Source organism: Ensifer sp. Root423 (assembly GCF_001426275.1).
Lineage (GTDB): Bacteria > Pseudomonadota > Alphaproteobacteria > Rhizobiales > Rhizobiaceae > Ensifer > Ensifer adhaerens.
Genome location: NZ_LMEG01000016.1, coordinates 1 through 16,954, shown reverse-complemented (window position 1 = coordinate 16,954; position 16,954 = coordinate 1). Strand labels below are relative to the sequence as shown.

General features: G+C 63.0%; 13 protein-coding genes. 7 read left to right on the top strand and 6 right to left on the bottom strand.

From position 1 onward, the window contains the following. The first annotated feature begins 45 nt into the window (after positions 1-45). The 6 genes from ASD01_RS16355 (at position 46) to ASD01_RS16330 (ending at position 7,201) form a co-directional block, all read left to right on the top strand. On the top strand, positions 46-1,620 hold the full coding sequence (locus tag ASD01_RS16355; protein WP_060530030.1) for an ABC transporter ATP-binding protein: 1,575 nt from the start codon (positions 46-48) through the stop codon (positions 1,618-1,620). Continuing rightward, positions 1,610-2,704, top strand: a complete 1,095-nt coding sequence (locus ASD01_RS16350) for an ABC transporter permease (RefSeq protein ID WP_034790990.1) — start codon at positions 1,610-1,612, stop codon at positions 2,702-2,704. The genes ASD01_RS16355 and ASD01_RS16350 overlap by 11 nt, the downstream gene beginning before the upstream one ends. Next, positions 2,704-3,624 carry an ABC transporter permease gene (locus ASD01_RS16345; RefSeq protein WP_034790993.1) on the top strand — a complete coding sequence of 307 codons (921 nt, stop codon included), beginning with the start codon at positions 2,704-2,706 and terminating at the stop codon, positions 3,622-3,624. The genes ASD01_RS16350 and ASD01_RS16345 overlap by 1 nt, the downstream gene beginning before the upstream one ends. A gap of 49 nt (positions 3,625-3,673) precedes the next feature. Then, positions 3,674-4,744, top strand: coding sequence for a BMP family ABC transporter substrate-binding protein (locus tag ASD01_RS16340; RefSeq protein ID WP_034791380.1), 1,071 nt, complete (start codon positions 3,674-3,676; stop codon positions 4,742-4,744). A 218-nt stretch (positions 4,745-4,962) separates the two neighbouring features. Further along, positions 4,963-5,742: a FadR/GntR family transcriptional regulator gene (locus tag ASD01_RS16335; protein ID WP_051659212.1), complete on the top strand. Its 780-nt coding sequence runs from the start codon at positions 4,963-4,965 to the stop codon at positions 5,740-5,742. Positions 5,743-5,908: 166 nt separating this feature from the next. Continuing rightward, positions 5,909-7,201, top strand: a complete 1,293-nt coding sequence (locus ASD01_RS16330; RefSeq protein WP_034790998.1) for a hemolysin family protein — start codon at positions 5,909-5,911, stop codon at positions 7,199-7,201. A 269-nt stretch (positions 7,202-7,470) separates the two neighbouring features. Here the strand turns inward: ASD01_RS16330 and ASD01_RS16325 are convergent, their stop codons facing one another. From ASD01_RS16325 to ASD01_RS16305, 5 genes are read right to left on the bottom strand one after another with little or no spacing between them, the layout of a single operon-like run. Then, the gene (locus tag ASD01_RS16325; protein WP_034790999.1) at positions 7,471-8,682 is read right to left on the bottom strand and encodes a molybdopterin molybdotransferase MoeA; all 1,212 of its coding nucleotides are present in this window, start codon (positions 8,680-8,682) and stop codon (positions 7,471-7,473) included. 4 nt (positions 8,683-8,686) lie between these two features. Continuing rightward, a complete protein-coding gene (gene moaC / locus ASD01_RS16320; protein WP_034791001.1) occupies positions 8,687-9,175 on the bottom strand; it encodes a cyclic pyranopterin monophosphate synthase MoaC in 489 nt (162 codons plus the stop codon). Continuing rightward, positions 9,175-9,990 (bottom strand): indole-3-glycerol phosphate synthase TrpC, encoded by an 816-nt coding sequence (gene trpC, locus ASD01_RS16315; protein WP_034791003.1) that lies wholly within the window; start codon positions 9,988-9,990, stop codon positions 9,175-9,177. Before trpC ends, moaC begins: the two co-directional genes overlap by 1 nt. A gap of 14 nt (positions 9,991-10,004) precedes the next feature. After that, entirely contained in the window at positions 10,005-11,018 is a 1,014-nt protein-coding gene (gene trpD / locus ASD01_RS16310; protein ID WP_034791006.1) for an anthranilate phosphoribosyltransferase, read from the bottom strand. Between the two features lie 17 nt (positions 11,019-11,035). Further along, on the bottom strand, positions 11,036-12,925 hold the full coding sequence (locus ASD01_RS16305) for a peptidylprolyl isomerase (protein WP_060530031.1): 1,890 nt from the start codon (positions 12,923-12,925) through the stop codon (positions 11,036-11,038). A 350-nt stretch (positions 12,926-13,275) separates the two neighbouring features. Here ASD01_RS16305 and ASD01_RS16300 point away from each other — a divergent pair, with 350 nt between their 5' ends. Continuing rightward, the gene (locus ASD01_RS16300; RefSeq protein WP_034791009.1) at positions 13,276-14,922 is read left to right on the top strand and encodes a Na/Pi cotransporter family protein; all 1,647 of its coding nucleotides are present in this window, start codon (positions 13,276-13,278) and stop codon (positions 14,920-14,922) included. Positions 14,923-14,933: 11 nt separating this feature from the next. On the opposite strand, the gene ASD01_RS16295 is transcribed toward ASD01_RS16300, so the two are convergent. Beyond that, the gene (locus ASD01_RS16295) at positions 14,934-16,694 is read right to left on the bottom strand and encodes a hypothetical protein (protein WP_034791011.1); all 1,761 of its coding nucleotides are present in this window, start codon (positions 16,692-16,694) and stop codon (positions 14,934-14,936) included. Positions 16,695-16,954 lie beyond the last annotated feature (260 nt).

Genomic DNA, 16,954 nt, shown 5'->3' with positions numbered 1-16,954 from the left:
AAGCCTTAAGGCGGACGCGGATCAACAGAGGGGAAAGAGGGCAGCGTGCCTGTTGAGGGAGTAGCGGCGAACGGTCATCTATTGGCTGTGAGCAACCTGACGAAATTGTTTGGCAGCTTCGCGGCCTGCAATGGGATCAATCTGCAGATTGAACCGGGCGAAATTCACGCCCTTCTCGGCGAAAACGGCGCCGGAAAATCGACCTTGGTGAAGATGCTGTTCGGCGTATTGGCGCCGACGGCCGGCGAGATCCTCTGGCAGGGCCAGAGCGTGCGCATCGCCAATCCCGCGGCTGCACGCAGGCTCGGCATCGGCATGGTTTTCCAGCATTTTTCGCTGTTCGAGGCGCTGACGGTCGCCGAGAACATCGCGCTTTCCATGGATGCGAACATCTCGCTGGCGAGGGTAGCGGAAGAGGCGTCGCGCCTGTCGCATGCGTACGGCCTTCCGCTCGACCCCAAGGCGCATGTGGCGGATCTCTCGGTCGGCGAGCGCCAGCGCATCGAGATCGTGCGCGCGCTCTTGCAGAACCCGCGCCTCATCATCCTCGACGAGCCGACCTCGGTGTTGATGCCGCAGGAAGCCGACCGCCTGTTCGAAACGCTCTACAAGTTGAAGGCGGAGGGGCGCTCGGTTCTCTATATCAGCCACCGACTGGAAGAGGTGCAGCGCATCTGCGACCGCGCCACGGTGTTGCGTCACGGCAAGGTAACGGGCGCCTGCGACCCGAAGGCGGAAACCCCGTCGTCGCTGGCGCGCATGATGGTTGGCGGTGACGTCGCGGCGGTGACGGCCGAAGGCACCAGCGCCAAGGGCCAGGTGCATCTGGAAGCGCGGCACTTGACCGTGCCGGCGCGCACGCCCTTTGCCGTTTCGCTGAAGAACATCTGTCTCAAGGTGCATGCCGGCGAGGTGCTGGCGATTGCCGGTGTTGCCGGCAACGGCCAGGGCGAACTGTTCGATGCGCTCTCGGGCGAGTACCCGGTTGCCGACGATAATGCGGTGCAGATCCGCCAGAAGCCGGTCGGCAACCGCAACATCAATGCGCGCCGCCTGATGGGCGCGGGCTTCGTTCCCGAGGAGCGCCACGGCCATGCCGCGGTATCGGCGTTGCCGCTTTCGGACAATCTCGTGCTTGCCCGCAGCCGCTCGGACGCCAAGGCGTTTCTCGGCGGCGGCTTCCTCAAGATCATCCGTCGCGATGCGGTGACGAGCGCCACGAAGCGCATCTCCGAGGCGATGGACGTGCGCAAGAGTGGTGAGGATCCGCCGGCCGGCTCGCTTTCCGGCGGCAACCTGCAGAAGTTCATCGTCGGGCGTGAGCTCGACCGTCAGCCGAGCGTGCTCGTCGTCAATCAGCCCACTTGGGGCGTCGATGCGGGTGCTGCGAGCCGCATCCGCCAGGCGCTCGTCGACCTCGCCAAGGCCGGCTCTGCCGTTCTCGTCATCAGCCAGGACCTCGACGAAATCTTCGAAGTGGCGACGGAGATCGCCGTCATCAGCGACGGAAAGCTATCCGATCCCTATCCGGCAAAAGAGCTTTCACGCGAAAAGATCGGCCTGCTGATGGGCGGCATGTACGGCAAGACGGAAGGCACGGAGGCCGCACATGCGCATTGAACTGGAAAAGCGCGCCAAGGTCTCGACGCTGTTTTCGATCCTGTCGCCGTTCATCGCCTTCCTGCTGACGATCGTCTTCGGCGGCATCATGTTTGCGCTTCTCGGCAAGAATCCGGTCATGGCGCTCTACAGCTTTTTCGTCGAGCCCTTGAGCGAGGTCTGGTCGCTGCACGAGCTGGCAATCAAGGCAGCGCCCCTGATCCTGATTGCCGTCGGGCTTTCGGTCTGTTTCCGCTCCAACAACTGGAACATCGGCGCCGAGGGCCAGTTTATCATGGGCGCGATCGCCGGCTCGATCCTGCCGGTGGTCTGTTATGACTGGCAGTCGCCGCTGGTGCTGCCGCTAATGATGCTGATGGGCATGCTCGGTGGTGCGCTGTTTGCCGCCATCCCCGCCTTCCTAAAGGCGCATATGAACACCAACGAGATCCTGACGAGCCTGATGCTGGTCTATGTCGCCCAGCTCTTCCTCGATTGGCTGGTGCGTGGACCCTGGCGCAATCCAGGCGGCATGAACTTTCCGGAGACGCGCACCTTCGCCGTCGATGCGATCCTGCCGGAAATGCTTGCCTCGGGACGCACCCACTGGGGCTTCGCCTTCGCCATCATAGCGGCGATCCTCGTCTGGTTCATGATGCGTTACACGCTGAAGGGCTTCGAGATTTCCGTGCTTGGCCAATCGGAGCGGGCAGGGCGCTTCGCCGGTTTCTCCTCGCGCAAGATGATCTGGTTTTCGATGCTGCTTTCGGGCGCTTTTGCCGGTCTGGCCGGCATCTCCGAAGTCAGTGGCGCGATCCAGCAGCTGCGCCCGGTCATCTCGCCCGGCTACGGCTTCACCGCCATCATCGTTGCGTTCCTCGGCCGCCTCAATCCGCTTGGCATCGTCGCCGCCGGCCTGGTGCTGGCGCTCACCTATCTCGGCGGTGAGGCGGCGCAGCTGTCGATCGGCGTTTCCGAGAAGGTGACGCGCGTCTTCCAGGGTCTCCTGCTCTTCTTCGTGCTCTCCTGTGACACGCTCATCCACTATCGCATCAAGCTGGTCTTCGACCGGTTGACCGCGACCAATAGCGAGGGGAGCCGCTGATGGGTATCGTCGAAGCGATCCTTCTGAGCGTCATCACTGCCGCAACGCCCCTGGTGTTGGCCGCGATCGGCGAACTGGTGACCGAACGGTCCGGCGTGCTGAACCTCGGCGTCGAGGGCATGATGATCATGGGGTCGGTCTCCGCCTTCGCGATTACCCAGATTACCGGTTCGCCCTATCTGGGCATGCTTGCCGGCATCGCCTGCGGCGCACTGTTCTCGCAGCTCTTTGCCTTCCTCACGCTGAGCCTGGTAGCAAACCAGGTGGCGACGGGCCTGGCTTTGACCCTGCTCGGCATCGGCGTCTCCGGCATGATGGGCGAGAGTTTCCTCGGCATGCAGGGCGTCAAGCTGCAGCCGATCGCGATACCGCTTCTCGCGGATATCCCCTATATCGGGCCGCTGCTCTTTCGGCAGGATATCATTTTCTATCTTTCGATCGCGATCGTCGCGGGCGTGCATTGGTTCCTGTTCAAGAGCCGTGCTGGCCTCAAGCTTCGCGCCGTCGGCGATAGCCACGCCTCCGCGCACGCGCTTGGCGTCAACGTCATTCGCACCCGCTATCTCGCCGTGATGTTCGGCGGCGCCTGTGCCGGGCTTGCCGGCGCGCAGCTGTCGCTCGTCTACACGCCGCAATGGGTGGAAAACATGTCGGCCGGTCGCGGCTGGATCGCACTGGCGCTGGTGGTCTTTTCGTCCTGGCGCCCCTGGCGGCTGGTGGCCGGTGGCTATCTCTTCGGTGCCGTATCGATCAGCCAGTTGCATGCGCAGGCCTTCGGCCTCGGCATTCCCTCGCAGCTCCTTTCGTCGCTCCCCTATGTCGCGACGATCGTCGTCCTCATTCTCATTTCGCATAACCGGCGCATGACCCTGATCAATACGCCGGCATCGCTCGGCAAACCGTTTGTGCCGGACCGATGATTGCAAGCATTTCATACTGACGTTTCTCAAACCGACAGAGGTCAAGAAAATGAAAAAACTACTGCTCGTTCTCGCAAGCTCCGCGGCAGCGATCGGCTTTGCCACCGGTGCAAGCGCCCAGGAGAAGGCCAAGGTCTGCTTCGTCTACGTCGGTGCCAAGACCGACGGCGGCTGGACCCAGGCGCACGACATCGGCCGCCAGGAGCTGGAAAAGGCGCTCGGCGACAAGATCGAGACGCAGTATCTCGAAAGCGTGCCGGAGGGCCCGGATGCCGAGCGCGCGATCGAGCGTCTCGCACGCTCGGGCTGCGGCCTGATCTTCACGACGTCCTTCGGCTTCATGGACGCGACGATCAAGATCGCGCAGAAGTTCCCGGACGTGAAGTTCGAGCATGCGACCGGCTACAAGACCGCGCCGAACGTCGCGACCTACAACAGCCGCTTCTATGAAGGCCGCTACATCCAGGGCGTGATCGCCGCCAAGATGTCGCAAAAGGGCGTCGCCGGCTACATCGCCTCCTTCCCGATCCCGGAAGTGGTGATGGGCATCAACTCCTTCATCATCGGCGCGCGCTCGGTCAACCCGGACTTCAAGATCAAGGTCGTTTGGGCAAACACCTGGTTCGACCCCGGCAAGGAAGCCGATGCTGCCAAGGCATTGGTCGACCAGGGCGTCGATATCCTGACGCAGCACACCGACACGACGGCACCGATGCAGGTTGCCGCCGAGCGTGGCATCAAGGCCTTCGGCCAGGCCTCCGACATGATCAAGGCCGGCCCGGAAACGCAGCTGACGGCGATCGTCGATACCTGGGGCGCCTACTACATCAAGCGCACGCAGGCCTTCCTCGATGGCAAGTGGGAAACGACGTCGAGCTGGGACGGCCTGAAGGACGGCATCTTGACGATGGCGCCCTACACCAACATGCCTGACGACGTGAAGAAGCTCGCTGAGGACGCCGAAGCCAAGATCAAGTCGGGCGAACTGAAGCCCTTCACCGGCCCGCTGAAAAAGCAGGACGGCAGCGAGTGGCTTGCTGCAGGGGCGACGTCTGACGACGGCACGCTGCTTGGCATGAACTTCTACGTCGAAGGTGTCGACGACCAGCTGCCGAAGTAAGCAGGAGCCTACGAAACAGAATGCAAACCCCGCCATTTCGGCGGGGTTTGTCGTTTGGAAAACGCGTAAGGGTTGTTTCATCGTTCGGCGGTGCGCGGTTTACGGTTTTGCGGCCACCCTGGGGCTTTTCGGAATCGACTGTTCAAACTACATTCATTTGCGCAGGTTTAGGGGGCCCCCCGTGCTCCGCACGAAGGCCTTGTGGCGCGTCGCGCCGTATGAAATCAGGCAGGGGAGTGCCTGGAGGAGATGGATTGAACAGGAGTTTGCTGGAAACCGTCGTGTCCGGCTCGCGCAAGCGCACGAGCCACGCACATGTTGTCGATCAACTAGGCAAGGCAATCATATCCGGCGAATTTCCGGTCGGCTCCATTCTTCCGGGTGATCCGGAACTTGCGGCACGCTTCAAGGTATCCCGAACTGTTCTGCGCGAAGCCATGAAGACGCTGGCCGCCAAGGGGCTGGTCGTGCCGCGTGCCCGCATCGGCACCCGCGTGACGCCGCGCAACGACTGGAACCTGTTCGACAACGACATCCTGACTTGGCACTTCGAATGCGGTGTCGACGAGGACTTCCTCTATCACCTCAGCGAAGTGCGCCTGGCCTTCGAGCCGCATGCGGCAGCACTTGCGGCGCGAAACGCGTCGGAGGCCGAAATCAGCCGCATGATGCGGCTCGCGGTTGCGATGGGCGAGGAGGGGCATAGCGCCGAGAGCCTCGCAAGCGCCGACCTGAAGTTCCACCTGGCTGTCGCCGAGGCCTCCGGCAACCCATTCATGCGCACGGTCGGCGGGCTGATCGAAGCGGCGCTGGTCGGTGTCTTCAAGCTGAGCTCTCCGGTCGCCGAAAAGGGCGGCATAGACGAGGTTGCCCGCAACCACATCCGTATCGTTGAGGAGATCGGCAGGCGCGACGAGGTCGGCGCACGTCTTGCCATGGAAAACGTGATCAAGATCGGGCGCGAGCGCGTTCGCAGCGCGCTGCAAAGTCGCAGTTGAGGCTGCCACCGGTCGAGATTGTTCAACAAAACAGCGCTCGGCCCTTCCAATGTTCAGAAGATTGCAGCGATTTCATTGCTTGTGCTTGCTCGGATCGCGCGCTGGCCTTATTTGGTGAGGGCTCGCTCCTTGTGGAGCGGCTTTCGTCAACGGTGATCTGGAGACCATGTCCGAGTTTTTTGTCATTTTCGTCCTGCTTTTGATCAATGCATTTTTTGCTCTCTCGGAAATGGCAATCGTCTCGGCAAGCAAGCCAATGCTTCGCCAGATGGCAAAACAGGGAAATGCCCGCGCCGAAGTGGCGCTGAGGCTCGCTGAAGATCCCGGCAAGTTTCTTTCCACCGTACAGGTCGGCATCACGCTCGTCGGCACCTTAGCCGGCGCATACGGTGGCGCGACAATCGCTGCGAAATTTGCACCGCTGCTCGATGAGGTCGCTTGGATCAATCCTTACGGCAACACGGTTGCCCTCGTACTCGTCGTTACCCTCATCACCTTCCTGTCCGTGGTTATCGGCGAGCTCATTCCGAAGCAGCTGGCGCTGAAAAATTCCGAGGCGCTGGCGATGTTCGTCGCGCGCCCGATGCACTTCTTGTCGCGGATCACCGCGCCGGTCGTCTATCTCTTCGAGACCGCGGCGTCGCTTGCCATGCGTCTCCTCGGCATCCGTCCTGACGATCCTGATCATGTGACGGAAGAGGAAGTCCACGCGATCATGGCCGAAGGCGTCGAAAGCGGCGCCATCGAAAAGTCCGAGCACGAGATGCTTCGGCGAATCATCCGCCTCGGCGACCGCAACGTGAAGTCGATCATGACCCACAGGACCGAGGTGAGCTTCATCGACGTCAATGACAGCCTGGAAACGGTCGGTCGTAAGATCGATCAGTTCGGCCATTCCCGCTATCCGGTGGTCGATGGCCCGAGCGGCGACGTTCTCGGCGCGGTTCTCGCCAAGGAAATCCTGAACGCGCCGACCTCCGGTCCGTTCGACGTGCGTAGATACATCAAGGAAATCCACACCTTGCCGGAGACGGCGTCGTGCCTAAAGGCACTGGAAGCCTTCAAGTCGTCAAGCATCAACATGGCGATGATCGTCGACGAATATGGAAGCACTGAGGGCATTATCACCATCGCCGACATTCTCGAGGCGATCGTCGGCGTGCTGCCGTCGAACTACGACGACATCGAGCATGCGTTGATCCGCCAGCGCGAAGACGGAAGCTACCTTGTCGACGGCCGCACGCCGATCGACGAAATCCACCTGACGATCGGCATCGAGGGAATCGACGCCGACGGCAACTTCGAGACCATCGCCGGCTTCCTGGTGCAGCAGTTGCGCAAGACGCCGGAGGAGGGCGATGTCGCGATTGCCCATGGCTACCGCTTCGAAGTGGTCGACATGGACGCACGCCGCATCGACAAGATCCTCGTCAGCCGCTCGGACGAGACGGGCAACTGATCCATGCGCGGCCAGGTGCGCACCCCGGCCTGATGCGGCAAGAGCGGTGACTGCGCATGCGGCCGCTTACATCGTCACAAAGTGCTTCGTCACAAAACTTGAGGGTCCGTGTCACGGCGCCGAATTGGTGGCGCTCTATGACGAGGCCACGTGATCATCGCTGAGGTCGCCCGACTACGGATTATCGAGAGGCCCCGCCATGAACGGGAAAAAGGTCGGGTTCTGCCCGGCCTGCTTTTGCGCTCGAAGGTGGCTCGCGCTTGGTTCGTTCAGCGAAGCCTGAGAATGTGGCAGGTTGTGCCCGCGGGGGCTTCGGCCGCGTGCGGCGGCCGCACGATCAGGCAATCCGACTGCGCGAAAACCTTCATCATCGACGAATCCTGCCGCGAGAAGGGATGGGCGACCAACGTGCCGTCGCTGTCCCGCGTAAGGCGCGCGCGCACATAGTCCTGCCTGACGTCGTTGCCCGGAAGCTGGCCTGCAAGCCGCGCGGTCGTTATGCGGTCGCGCGATGGTAAGCGGGCGAGCTTACGGGTCAGCGGCTCGAGGAAGAGCAGGGCGCAGACGAGGCTGGAGACCGGATTGCCCGGCAGGCCCAGCACCGTGGCCGTTCCGAGCTGGCCCACCATGAGCGGCTTTCCCGGCCGCATGGCGATGCGCCAGAAGTCGAGCGTCATGCCGCAGGCAATGAGCGTCGATTGCACCAGGTCATGGTCACCGACCGAAGCGCCGCCGAGCGTGACGATCACGTCGACATCGGCGCCCTGCGCCCGTCTGACCTCGGCACTGATGGCGTCCCGATCGTCGCGGACGATGCCGAGATCGATGACCTCGGCGCCGTTGTCGCGCGCGATCGCCGCGACGCCGAAGCTGTTGGAGGCGATGATCTGATCGTCGCCCGGCTTGTTGCCCGGAGCCACCAGCTCGTCGCCCGTGGCGAGGATTGCGATCCGCGGGCGCTTGAAGACCGGCAGGCTCGCATGGTTCATCCCCGCAGCGAGCGTCAAGCGTCCGGCGTCGAGCACGTCGCCCGCCGAAAGTGCCGCTTCGCCGGCGATAAAATCCTGGCCGGCTGTTCGAATATGCCGCCCCTTGCCGGGCACGAATTTGGTGCGGATCCGGTTGCCCGGCAACCGCTCGGTATCCTCCTGGATGATCACCGTATCGGCGCCCAATGGCACCGGCGCACCGGTGAAGATGCGCACGGCTTCGCCCGCTTTCATCTCGCCCTTGAAGCCATGGCCCGCAGCCGACTGGCCGATCACGGTCAGTTCGGCGCCGATGGTCTCAATGTCCCGGTGGCGCACAGCGTAGCCATCCATCGCCGAATTGTCGAAGGCCGGATGGGTGACGCGAGCCGGAATATCCTGAGACAGCACGCGGCCGGGCCCGTCATGGAGACCGACGAGCTCTGTCAATTGCGGTGGCGTGGCGCCATATAGGATCCGCTCGAGCGCGTCTTCGACGGACAGCAACGCCATGGCCTCAGTTCCCTTCGCGTCGATAGTCGCCGGATCGCCCGCCGGACTTGCTGACCAGCTGGATGCCACCGATTTCCATCTCGCGATCGGCCGCCTTCGCCATGTCGTAGATCGTAAGGCAGGCGACGCTCACGGCCGTCAGCGCCTCCATCTCGACGCCGGTGCGTCCCGTCAGCTTGGCAAGCGCCTCGACCCGGAGGCCGGGAAGCGCCGGGTCCGGCGTGATATCGACGGTTACCTTGGTCAGCATCAACGGGTGGCAGAGTGGAATGAGGTTGGCCGTCTGCTTGGCGGCCATGATGCCGGCAAGCCGCGCCGTACCGATGACATCGCCCTTCTTGGCGTCGCCTTCGAGAATGAGTGTCAGCGTTTCGGCCTTCATGCGCACATGGCCTTCGGCGACAGCGATGCGTATCGTCTCGGCCTTGTCGCCGACATCCACCATGTTCGCTTCGCCGCTGCCACCGATATGCGTGAGCGTCGGCTTGCTCATCACTCGGCCGCCAGCGTGGTCGTAGCGCCGGTCAGGAGCGTGCGCGTTGCCGATTCGACGTCGCTCTTGCGCATCAGGCTCTCGCCGACGAGGAAGGTGGTGATGCCGCTCTTTTCCAGCCGCTGGCAATCCGCATGCGTGAAGATGCCGCTTTCGCCGACGAGCAGACGGTCGGCAGGCACCATTCCCGCAAGCTGCTCGGAAACCGAGAGATCAACCTCGAAGGTCCTGAGGTTGCGGTTGTTGATGCCGACGAGCGGCGAGGTGAGCTTCAGTGCCCGTTCCATCTCTTCGGCGTCGTGCACCTCGATCAGCACGTCCATGCCAAGCTCGAGGGATGCGTCTTCGAGTCGGCGGGCGTCGTCGTCGCTGAGCGAAGCCATGATGAGAAGGATGCAGTCGGCGCCCCAGGCGCGCGCCTCGAACACCTGGTAGGTGTCGAACATGAAGTCCTTGCGCAGCGCCGGCAGGGCGCAGGCCGCACGCGCCGCTTCGAGAAAGGCAGGCGCACCCTGAAAGCTCGGGGCGTCCGTCAGCACCGACAGACAGGCCGCTCCACCGGCTTCATAGGCCTTGGCGAGCGCCGGCGGATCGAAATCCGGGCGGATCAGTCCCTTCGACGGGCTTGCCTTCTTGATTTCGGCGATCAGTCCGAACGTGCCGGCGGCCTTGCGTGCGGCGAGCGCCGCATGAAAGCCGCGCGGGGTGGCCAGATCAGCGATACGCGCCTTGAGTTCGTCGAGCGAAACGTTCGACTTGGCAGCGGCGATCTCGTCGCGCTTGTAGGCTTCGATCTTGCGCAGGATATCCGTCATGTGCTGATCCTTCCTCAGGCCGCGTTCGATACGCTGATCAGGCGCTGCAGCGCGGTCTTGGCGCTGCCGCTTGAAAGCGACTGGCGCCCAAGCGCCATGCCTTCGGTGAGGTCCTTTGCCCGTCCGGCTATCATCAGCGATGCGGCCGCATTGGCAAGGGAAATGTCCCGGTAGGGGTTCTCGGCACCATCGAGCACTGCCTGGAGCGCGACCGCATTGTACGCGCCGTCGCCGCCCTTGAGCGCATCGATCGTCACCGTCTGAAGGCCGAAATCGGCGGGCGTCAGGGTGAAGGTGGAAATCTTGCCGTCCTTGAGTGCTGCGACCTCGGTCGTGCCGGTCGTCGTGATCTCGTCGAGGCCATCGCCGTGAACGACCCAGACATTGTCCGAGCCGAGATCACGCAGCACTTCGGCCAGCGGCTGCACCCATTGCGGCGCGTAGACGCCGACGAGCTGGCGCTTGACGCCTGCGGGGTTGGAAAGCGGACCGAGCAGGTTGAAGATCGTGCGCGTTCCGAGCTCCACCCGCGTCGGGCCGACATGGCGCATGGCGGAATGGTGCTGCTGGGCGAACATGAAGCCGACACCGGCCTCGCGGATGCATTTCGATATGGCGTCCGGACCGATGTCGAGCTTGACGCCGAGGCAGGAGAGCGCGTCGGCCGTGCCTGACTTCGAGCTCAGCGCGCGGTTGCCGTGCTTGGCAACAGGCACGCCGGCGCCGGCGACGATCAGCGAGGCAAGAGTCGAGATGTTGTAGGTGCCGGCGCCGTCGCCACCGGTTCCAACGATATCGACCGCATCCGCTGGCGCATCGACCGGCAGCATGCGGGCACGCATCGCGCCCACCGCGCCGACGATTTCATCGACGGTTTCGCCGCGCACCCGCAATGCCATCAGGAAGCCGCCGATCTGCGACGGCGTTGCGGCACCCGACATGATGATTTCGAAGGCGGCACGTGCGTCTTCGCGGTTCAGCGCCTCGCGGGCGGCGACCTTGGCGACGAATGGCTTCAGATCACTCATCGATGGTTTCCTTGGGCCTATCGTTGCGCAATGGCGGTTTCAGCGAGCGTCTGGTTGATCGAAACGCCGTAGGCGGCCTGCAGCGTGGCGACCATCTGGTCCAGGATGTCCTCGCCGCTGACACGGGCGAGGGCCTCGATCTGGCGGCTGTCGTCCTGCAGCACGTCTGCCGGGCCGGCGGTGTCAACCGAGGTGACCTGCAGGAGGATCTGCCCTTCGCCGCCGATTCCGGGAGCGTTGGTGACGTGGCCGTTCGCGCCGGAGAAGGCGGCAGCGACGGCTGCCGGGCTAAGGGCAGCATCTGCGGTCGCGCGCGTCAGGCCGGCCTTGGTTTCGACGACGAGGCCAAGTTCTGTCGCGACGTCGGCAAGCTTTGCGCCCTGCTCGACGCGCTGCTTCAGTTCGCCGGCCTTCGTGGCAAGTGCTGCGCGCTGCTGCTCAGCCATCCAGTCGGCGCCGATTTCGTCGCGGGCTTCGTCCAGCGTGCGATCGCGCGCCGGGATGACTTCATCGAGGTCGAACCAGACATAGCCTTCACGGCCGACGTTCACCGGCAGGGTTTCAGCACCGACGTCGGCCTTGAAGACTTCCTGGAGAAGGGCTGCCTGTTCCGGCAGGCCGGCGACGTCATCGCCGTTCTTGTCCTTGCCGGTCGCGTCCACCGCATCGACGGTTACGAGCTTCAGCTTGAGCTGGTCGGCGACTTCCTTGATCGGCGCGCCGGAAGCGCGCTCGTCTTCGATCTTGTCGTGCAGGCGCATGACTTCTTCGCCCGCTGTGGAAAGGGCGATGTCCTTGCGCAGTTCTTCCTTCACTTCGTCGAGGCTGCGGACGGTTTCCGGGCGGATGTTCGTCACGCGCAGGATGACCGGCCCGAAGGCACCGTCGACAACCGGCGTCACGCCGTCGGCCTGAAGTGCGAATGCTGCTTCGCCGATCTTGGCGTCGGGAACGCGATCCCTCGTGAACTCGCCGAGAAGTACGTCGGCAGAAGACTTGCCTTCGGCCTTTACGAGATCGTCGAAGCTGGTGCCGGCAGCAAGCTTTGCCGACGCAGCGTCAGCCGCTTCACGCGACGTGAAGGAGAGCTGTTCGATTGTCCGCGCAGCAGCGCTGCGGAAGCTTTCCTTGCGGCGTTCGTATTCGGCGCGGATTTCGTCGTCGGTGACAACGGTCGGGTCTGCAACGTCAGTCGGCTCGAGCTTCACATAGGTGACCTTGCGATATTCCGGCGCACGGTAGTTTGCCTTGCGGCTGTCGTACCAGGGAGAAAGCACGTCGTCGCCCGGCACCTTGACCGGATCGATATTTGCGTTCGAGAGCAGCAGGTAATCGATCGTGCGCTTCTCGTGCCGGTAGGCGCCGATCGCGTCGGTGAGAACCTTCGGAGCGACATAGCCATCAGACAGCGCGTCGACGATCTGCGAGCGGATCGCCGTCTGGCTCTGGCTGTTGATGTAATCCTGTTCGCGCAGGCCCGCATTGCGCAGCACGCTCGAGAACGTCAGTCGGTCGAACTGGCCGTTGACGCTGTGGAATGCCGGATCGTCGGCGATCAGTTTTGCGAGCCGATCCTGCGACAGGCCGAGATTCATGTCGTTGGCGAGCTGGTCGAGAGCCGCGCCGGCGACGATCTGCGAGTAGACCCGCTGCTCGATGCCGAAGGCGCGCGCCTGCTGCGGCGTCAGCCGCGTGCCGAGCTGGCGGGAAGCCTGTGCCAGCATCGTCTCGTAGGCGAGCCGGAATTCCGGTGGCTTGACCTTGACGTCACCGACGACCACCACCGCATCCGACTGGTTCGTCATCGTCAACGATGAGCCGCCCCACACCATGAACGACAGAACGAGAACGATTAGCAGGCCTTTGACGACCCAGGTCTGGGCGGCGCTTCTCAGAAATTCGAGCATGGGGGCAGAAACCTCGTTGCAATGCGGTGGCCATCGGCCAAACGAATTCGTTCCTTAAAACAAACGAAACAGGAAATGAAGGGTTGTTTGCCGCAAATTGCGCCCATGCAACGGGATCGACCGCCCGGAGCAACCGTCTGGTTTTCAATGGCTGCCGCGACAGCTGCGCGAGCTGCCTGGATGAGGCGGGCGGCGTCCGTCGATCGGACCGGCGCGGGTGATCAACTCGATGTCGGATTCGTTAGCCGGCAACCGAAAATTATCTGTCACATTGGCTCGAACATGCCGCGGTTCTGTGGTTCTGTTGCAGGGGCGGAGCGATTCTTTGGAGCTTCCGCGGGAAAGATTCCATGCAGTCGACAATCGTGATGGTAAACCTGTTTGGAGCAGTGGCACTGCTTCTCTTCGGCCTGTCCCTCGTCAAGGACGGGGTGACCCGTGCCTTCGGGGCTCGGCTGCGCGCCGGCCTTGCCCAGGGAACCGACGGCTCTCTCCGCTCCTTCGTGACCGGACTTGTCGCGACGCTTGCGCTGCAAAGTTCCACGGCCACCGCATTGATGACCGCATCCTTCGTGGAAAAGGGGCTCATCCGCTCGCGCATGGCGCAGATCGTGCTGCTTGGCGCCAATCTCGGCACGGCGATGACGGCCTGGATCGTGGCGACCGGAATAGAATGGCTGTCGCCGCTCGTCATTCTCATCGGCGTGGTCTTGCACCGCGCAAGCCGGTCGAACGCGCGCCAGGGTCTGGGTGCTGCTTTCGTTGGCATCGGCCTCATGCTCCTGTCGTTACATCTTTTGGGCGCGGCGACGGAGCCGATGCGTGACAGTCCGGCCCTTGGGGCCTTCCTCTCGATGCTCGACAGCGCCTGGCCCGTAGCGCTTCTCATTGCCGCGGGACTTGCCTTTGCGTCGTCGTCCAGTCTGGCTGTGGTGATGCTGGTGCTGTCACTCTCGACGACGGGCATCCTCAGCGTCGGGTTGACGGTGGCACTCGTGCTTGGCGCCAATCTCGGTGGCGCCGTTCCGCCTGTCATGGCAACGCTCGGTTCCGCCCCGTCGGCGCGCCGCGTCACCATAGGCAACCTTGTCGTTCGCGCCATTGGCTGCCTGATCGCGCTTCCGCTGACAGGCATGAGCGTGGAGTTTCTGCAGAGCCTGCCGCTGCCGCGCCAGAACCTGCCGGTCGACATTCATCTGGCCTTCAACCTCGCGGTCGCCATTCTTGCCTGGCCCTTTGCCGGTTTGCTGTCGCAGCTGATGGCCCGGTTCATTCCGGATGGAGAGGCCGAGGAGACCGGCCCGCGTTATCTCGATGAGACGACGCTGAATACGCCGGTCATGGCGCTTTCGGGAGCCACCCGCGAGGTCTTGCGCGTCGGCGATCTGGTCGAGGCGATGCTGATGCGTGCCGCGAACGCCTTCAACAACAATGACCTCTCGGATATTCGCGATATCGGCAAGTTCGAAAAACAGGTCGATCAGCTGCAGCAGGAGGTCAAGATCTTCCTGTCGCGCTTGGGCCGCGATGGCCTGAGCGCCGAAGACGGCCGCCGCTCGATCGTCATCATCGACTACGCCATCAATCTCGAGCATATGGGCGACATCATCGAGAAGGGGCTGTGCGAGCAGATCACCAAGAAGGTCAGTAACGGCCTGAAGTTCTCGGAGGAGGGCTATCAGGAGCTCAAGAGCCTCTTCAACCTGACGATCGACAATCTGCGAGTCGCCCAGACCATCTTCGTCACCCGCAATGCCGATCTCGCCAAGCAGCTCATCGAGGTGAAGGTCAACGTGCGTCACATGGAGAAACGCTCGGCGGAGCGCCATATCGAGCGGCTGCGCGACGGGCTGGTCCAGAGCCTGCAGACGAGCTCCCTGCATCTCGACATGCTCCGGGATCTGAAGCGCGTCAACGCGCATATCGCTTCCGTCGCCTATCCCATCCTTGAGGAAAATGGGCTGTTGAGCGAGAGCCGCTTGCGGCCGGGCGCCTAGCGTCGCGTCGATCAGCCGCCGGTGTTGGCAGCGGGCTTCAGGCTGTTTCGGACAAAGGCGTCGTAGCAGCTTGTCAGCGTGATCCGGCTGTGAGCCGTTTCAAGGCTCGGCAGATAAAGCGACAGCAGCGTCTGGTTGACATTGGTCACCGGGCAGGTCGGCACCAGCGCGACGTCGACCGCATCGAGGGCGGCGCGAACATTTTCATCCGGCGGCGGAATGGCGCGGAAGGGATCTGCGCCGATCGCGACATGCAGCGGGGCGCTGCGGTCCATCAGCCACGGAAAGGGATTGGTGAAGTCGACGTTGAAGATCGTCCGGAAGCGTACGCCGCTCGAAGCCTCGTAGGCCGTCAACGCGTCGATCGCTTCGTCGACATTCATCAGCCATCCCGTCTGAAAATCGAAGTCGCTGTAGAGCAGGAACGACGGCAACTCGCCAGTTTTGGCGAAGGCGTCGAATGCGGGACGCTCGGTCGCGTAGAGGATGCGCAGACGCTCGGCGCGCAGTGCCAGGATGGGCCGTACATTGACGGCGCCCATGGTTTTGAGGTTGCGGCTTTCCAACGGCACGTTGTTGACAGCCCCGATCCATGCGCGGGTGCTTTTTTGCACGACGGCTGTGGCCGGCGGCAGGGCTGCCGCGAGGGCGAGAACAGCGACGGCAACTGCGACAGGCCGTGTTTTGGCGGCTGCGACCTCATCGATCGCGAGCTTGAAGAGCAGCGGCAGCAGGAAGATGAACGCCTGACTGCCGGTGTTCTGGCTCTCAAAGACGATACCGGCAAGAACGAAGGCTGCAAGCCAGAAAAACGGCTGGTCGAAACTTCGGCAGAGAGCCGCCATTGACGGGCCTTTTCCAAGCTGGCGCAGCGACTGGGCGAAGGGCGCAAGCTGCGTGCCGAGGAGCACCAGGCACAGCAATCCCGCCGGGATCAGCAGACCGGCATTGAGGGAGGCGGCCTGCAGCAGCCGCGGCAGCAAGCTGCCGTCATTGACGGAAAGCAGCGCCAGGATATCGGCAAGATAGGCAGAGACGCCGCCGCGGGCGAGTTCGACGCTCGCAAGGATGGCGATGACCACGAGCCCCGCCATGATAGCCGACCGGAACGGCAGGCGCCCCGCAGCAAAGGCCATGAGGCACATGAGCGTGCCGGCAACCGCGCCGGTGATCTTGACGAAGAACAGTGCCGCCATGGCGCCGGCGACCGTCGCGACGAGCAGCCGACGATCGCGTACGTGGACAAGTGCGGCTGCGAGTACATAGAGAAGCTGGCAGACCTGGCGGTTGTAGATGCCGAAACCGTCGGACCCGGGATAGGGGTAGAAGTCGCCGGTGTTGAACGGCAGCACCGAAAACACCAGGAACGGCAGCAGGATCGCATAGGCGACTGCCGTCGAACGCTTCTGGACATCGGTGACCACCAGCGCGATCAGCGGCCCACTGACGAGAAGCAGGCACCAGCTCGCCAGGAGCAGCGGCTGGCCGTTCGGAAAGATGCCCTGCAGGGCGGCGAAGAGATAGTAGCCGAGGGCGCCGACGGGGGTGAAGAAATCGACCGACGGGATCTGGCCGTCGCGGATACGATTGGCGGCATCGAGATAGAGATAGTGGTCCCAGAACATCGGACCGATCGGCTGCGGGATCGTGAAGCTGAGCAGAACCGCGAGCACACCGAGCACAAGGGCAAGCAACAGAAGCGGAGATCGCGCGAGAGGAATGACCGCGCCGGTAGACTTTGCCGGTGTGTCGATGTCAGTGCGGCTGTGCATTGCGGCTTGATCCCCCGAAGGAGCGATGCACCCGCACGGTTTTGCTGACACAGGCTCCGCGCCTTCTTATGCCATCATCCGGTTTTAAGCCGGTTAATGCGACGTGATTGTGAGAATTATGCTTCTCGCAATATGTTGCTGCTAGCACCGCGCCGAATCGAAAGGCGATTTTGTACTTGAGCCGATTCCGATCTAAGGAATTGTGCAGTGGGCGTGAGCCTGGAAGAGACCAAGGAGAGATATATGGAACGGACGTGCCT

What these genes read in the sequence shown, in the direction of transcription:
- ASD01_RS16325 (WP_034790999.1), bottom strand. Translation starts at nt 8,682, where the DNA reads ATGGCGTTGCTGTCCGTCGAAGACGCGCTCGAGCGGATCCTATATGGC.
- ASD01_RS16345 (WP_034790993.1), top strand. Translation starts at nt 2,704, where the DNA reads ATGGGTATCGTCGAAGCGATCCTTCTGAGCGTCATCACTGCCGCAACG.
- ASD01_RS16295 (WP_034791011.1), bottom strand. Translation starts at nt 16,694, where the DNA reads ATGCACAGCCGCACTGACATCGACACACCGGCAAAGTCTACCGGCGCG.
- moaC (WP_034791001.1), bottom strand. Translation starts at nt 9,175, where the DNA reads ATGAGCAAGCCGACGCTCACGCATATCGGTGGCAGCGGCGAAGCGAAC.
- ASD01_RS16305 (WP_060530031.1), bottom strand. Translation starts at nt 12,925, where the DNA reads ATGCTCGAATTTCTGAGAAGCGCCGCCCAGACCTGGGTCGTCAAAGGC.
- ASD01_RS16350 (WP_034790990.1), top strand. Translation starts at nt 1,610, where the DNA reads ATGCGCATTGAACTGGAAAAGCGCGCCAAGGTCTCGACGCTGTTTTCG.
- ASD01_RS16340 (WP_034791380.1), top strand. Translation starts at nt 3,674, where the DNA reads ATGAAAAAACTACTGCTCGTTCTCGCAAGCTCCGCGGCAGCGATCGGC.
- ASD01_RS16330 (WP_034790998.1), top strand. Translation starts at nt 5,909, where the DNA reads ATGTCCGAGTTTTTTGTCATTTTCGTCCTGCTTTTGATCAATGCATTT.
- ASD01_RS16300 (WP_034791009.1), top strand. Translation starts at nt 13,276, where the DNA reads ATGCAGTCGACAATCGTGATGGTAAACCTGTTTGGAGCAGTGGCACTG.
- trpC (WP_034791003.1), bottom strand. Translation starts at nt 9,990, where the DNA reads ATGACGGATATCCTGCGCAAGATCGAAGCCTACAAGCGCGACGAGATC.
- ASD01_RS16335 (WP_051659212.1), top strand. Translation starts at nt 4,963, where the DNA reads ATGAAATCAGGCAGGGGAGTGCCTGGAGGAGATGGATTGAACAGGAGT.
- trpD (WP_034791006.1), bottom strand. Translation starts at nt 11,018, where the DNA reads ATGAGTGATCTGAAGCCATTCGTCGCCAAGGTCGCCGCCCGCGAGGCG.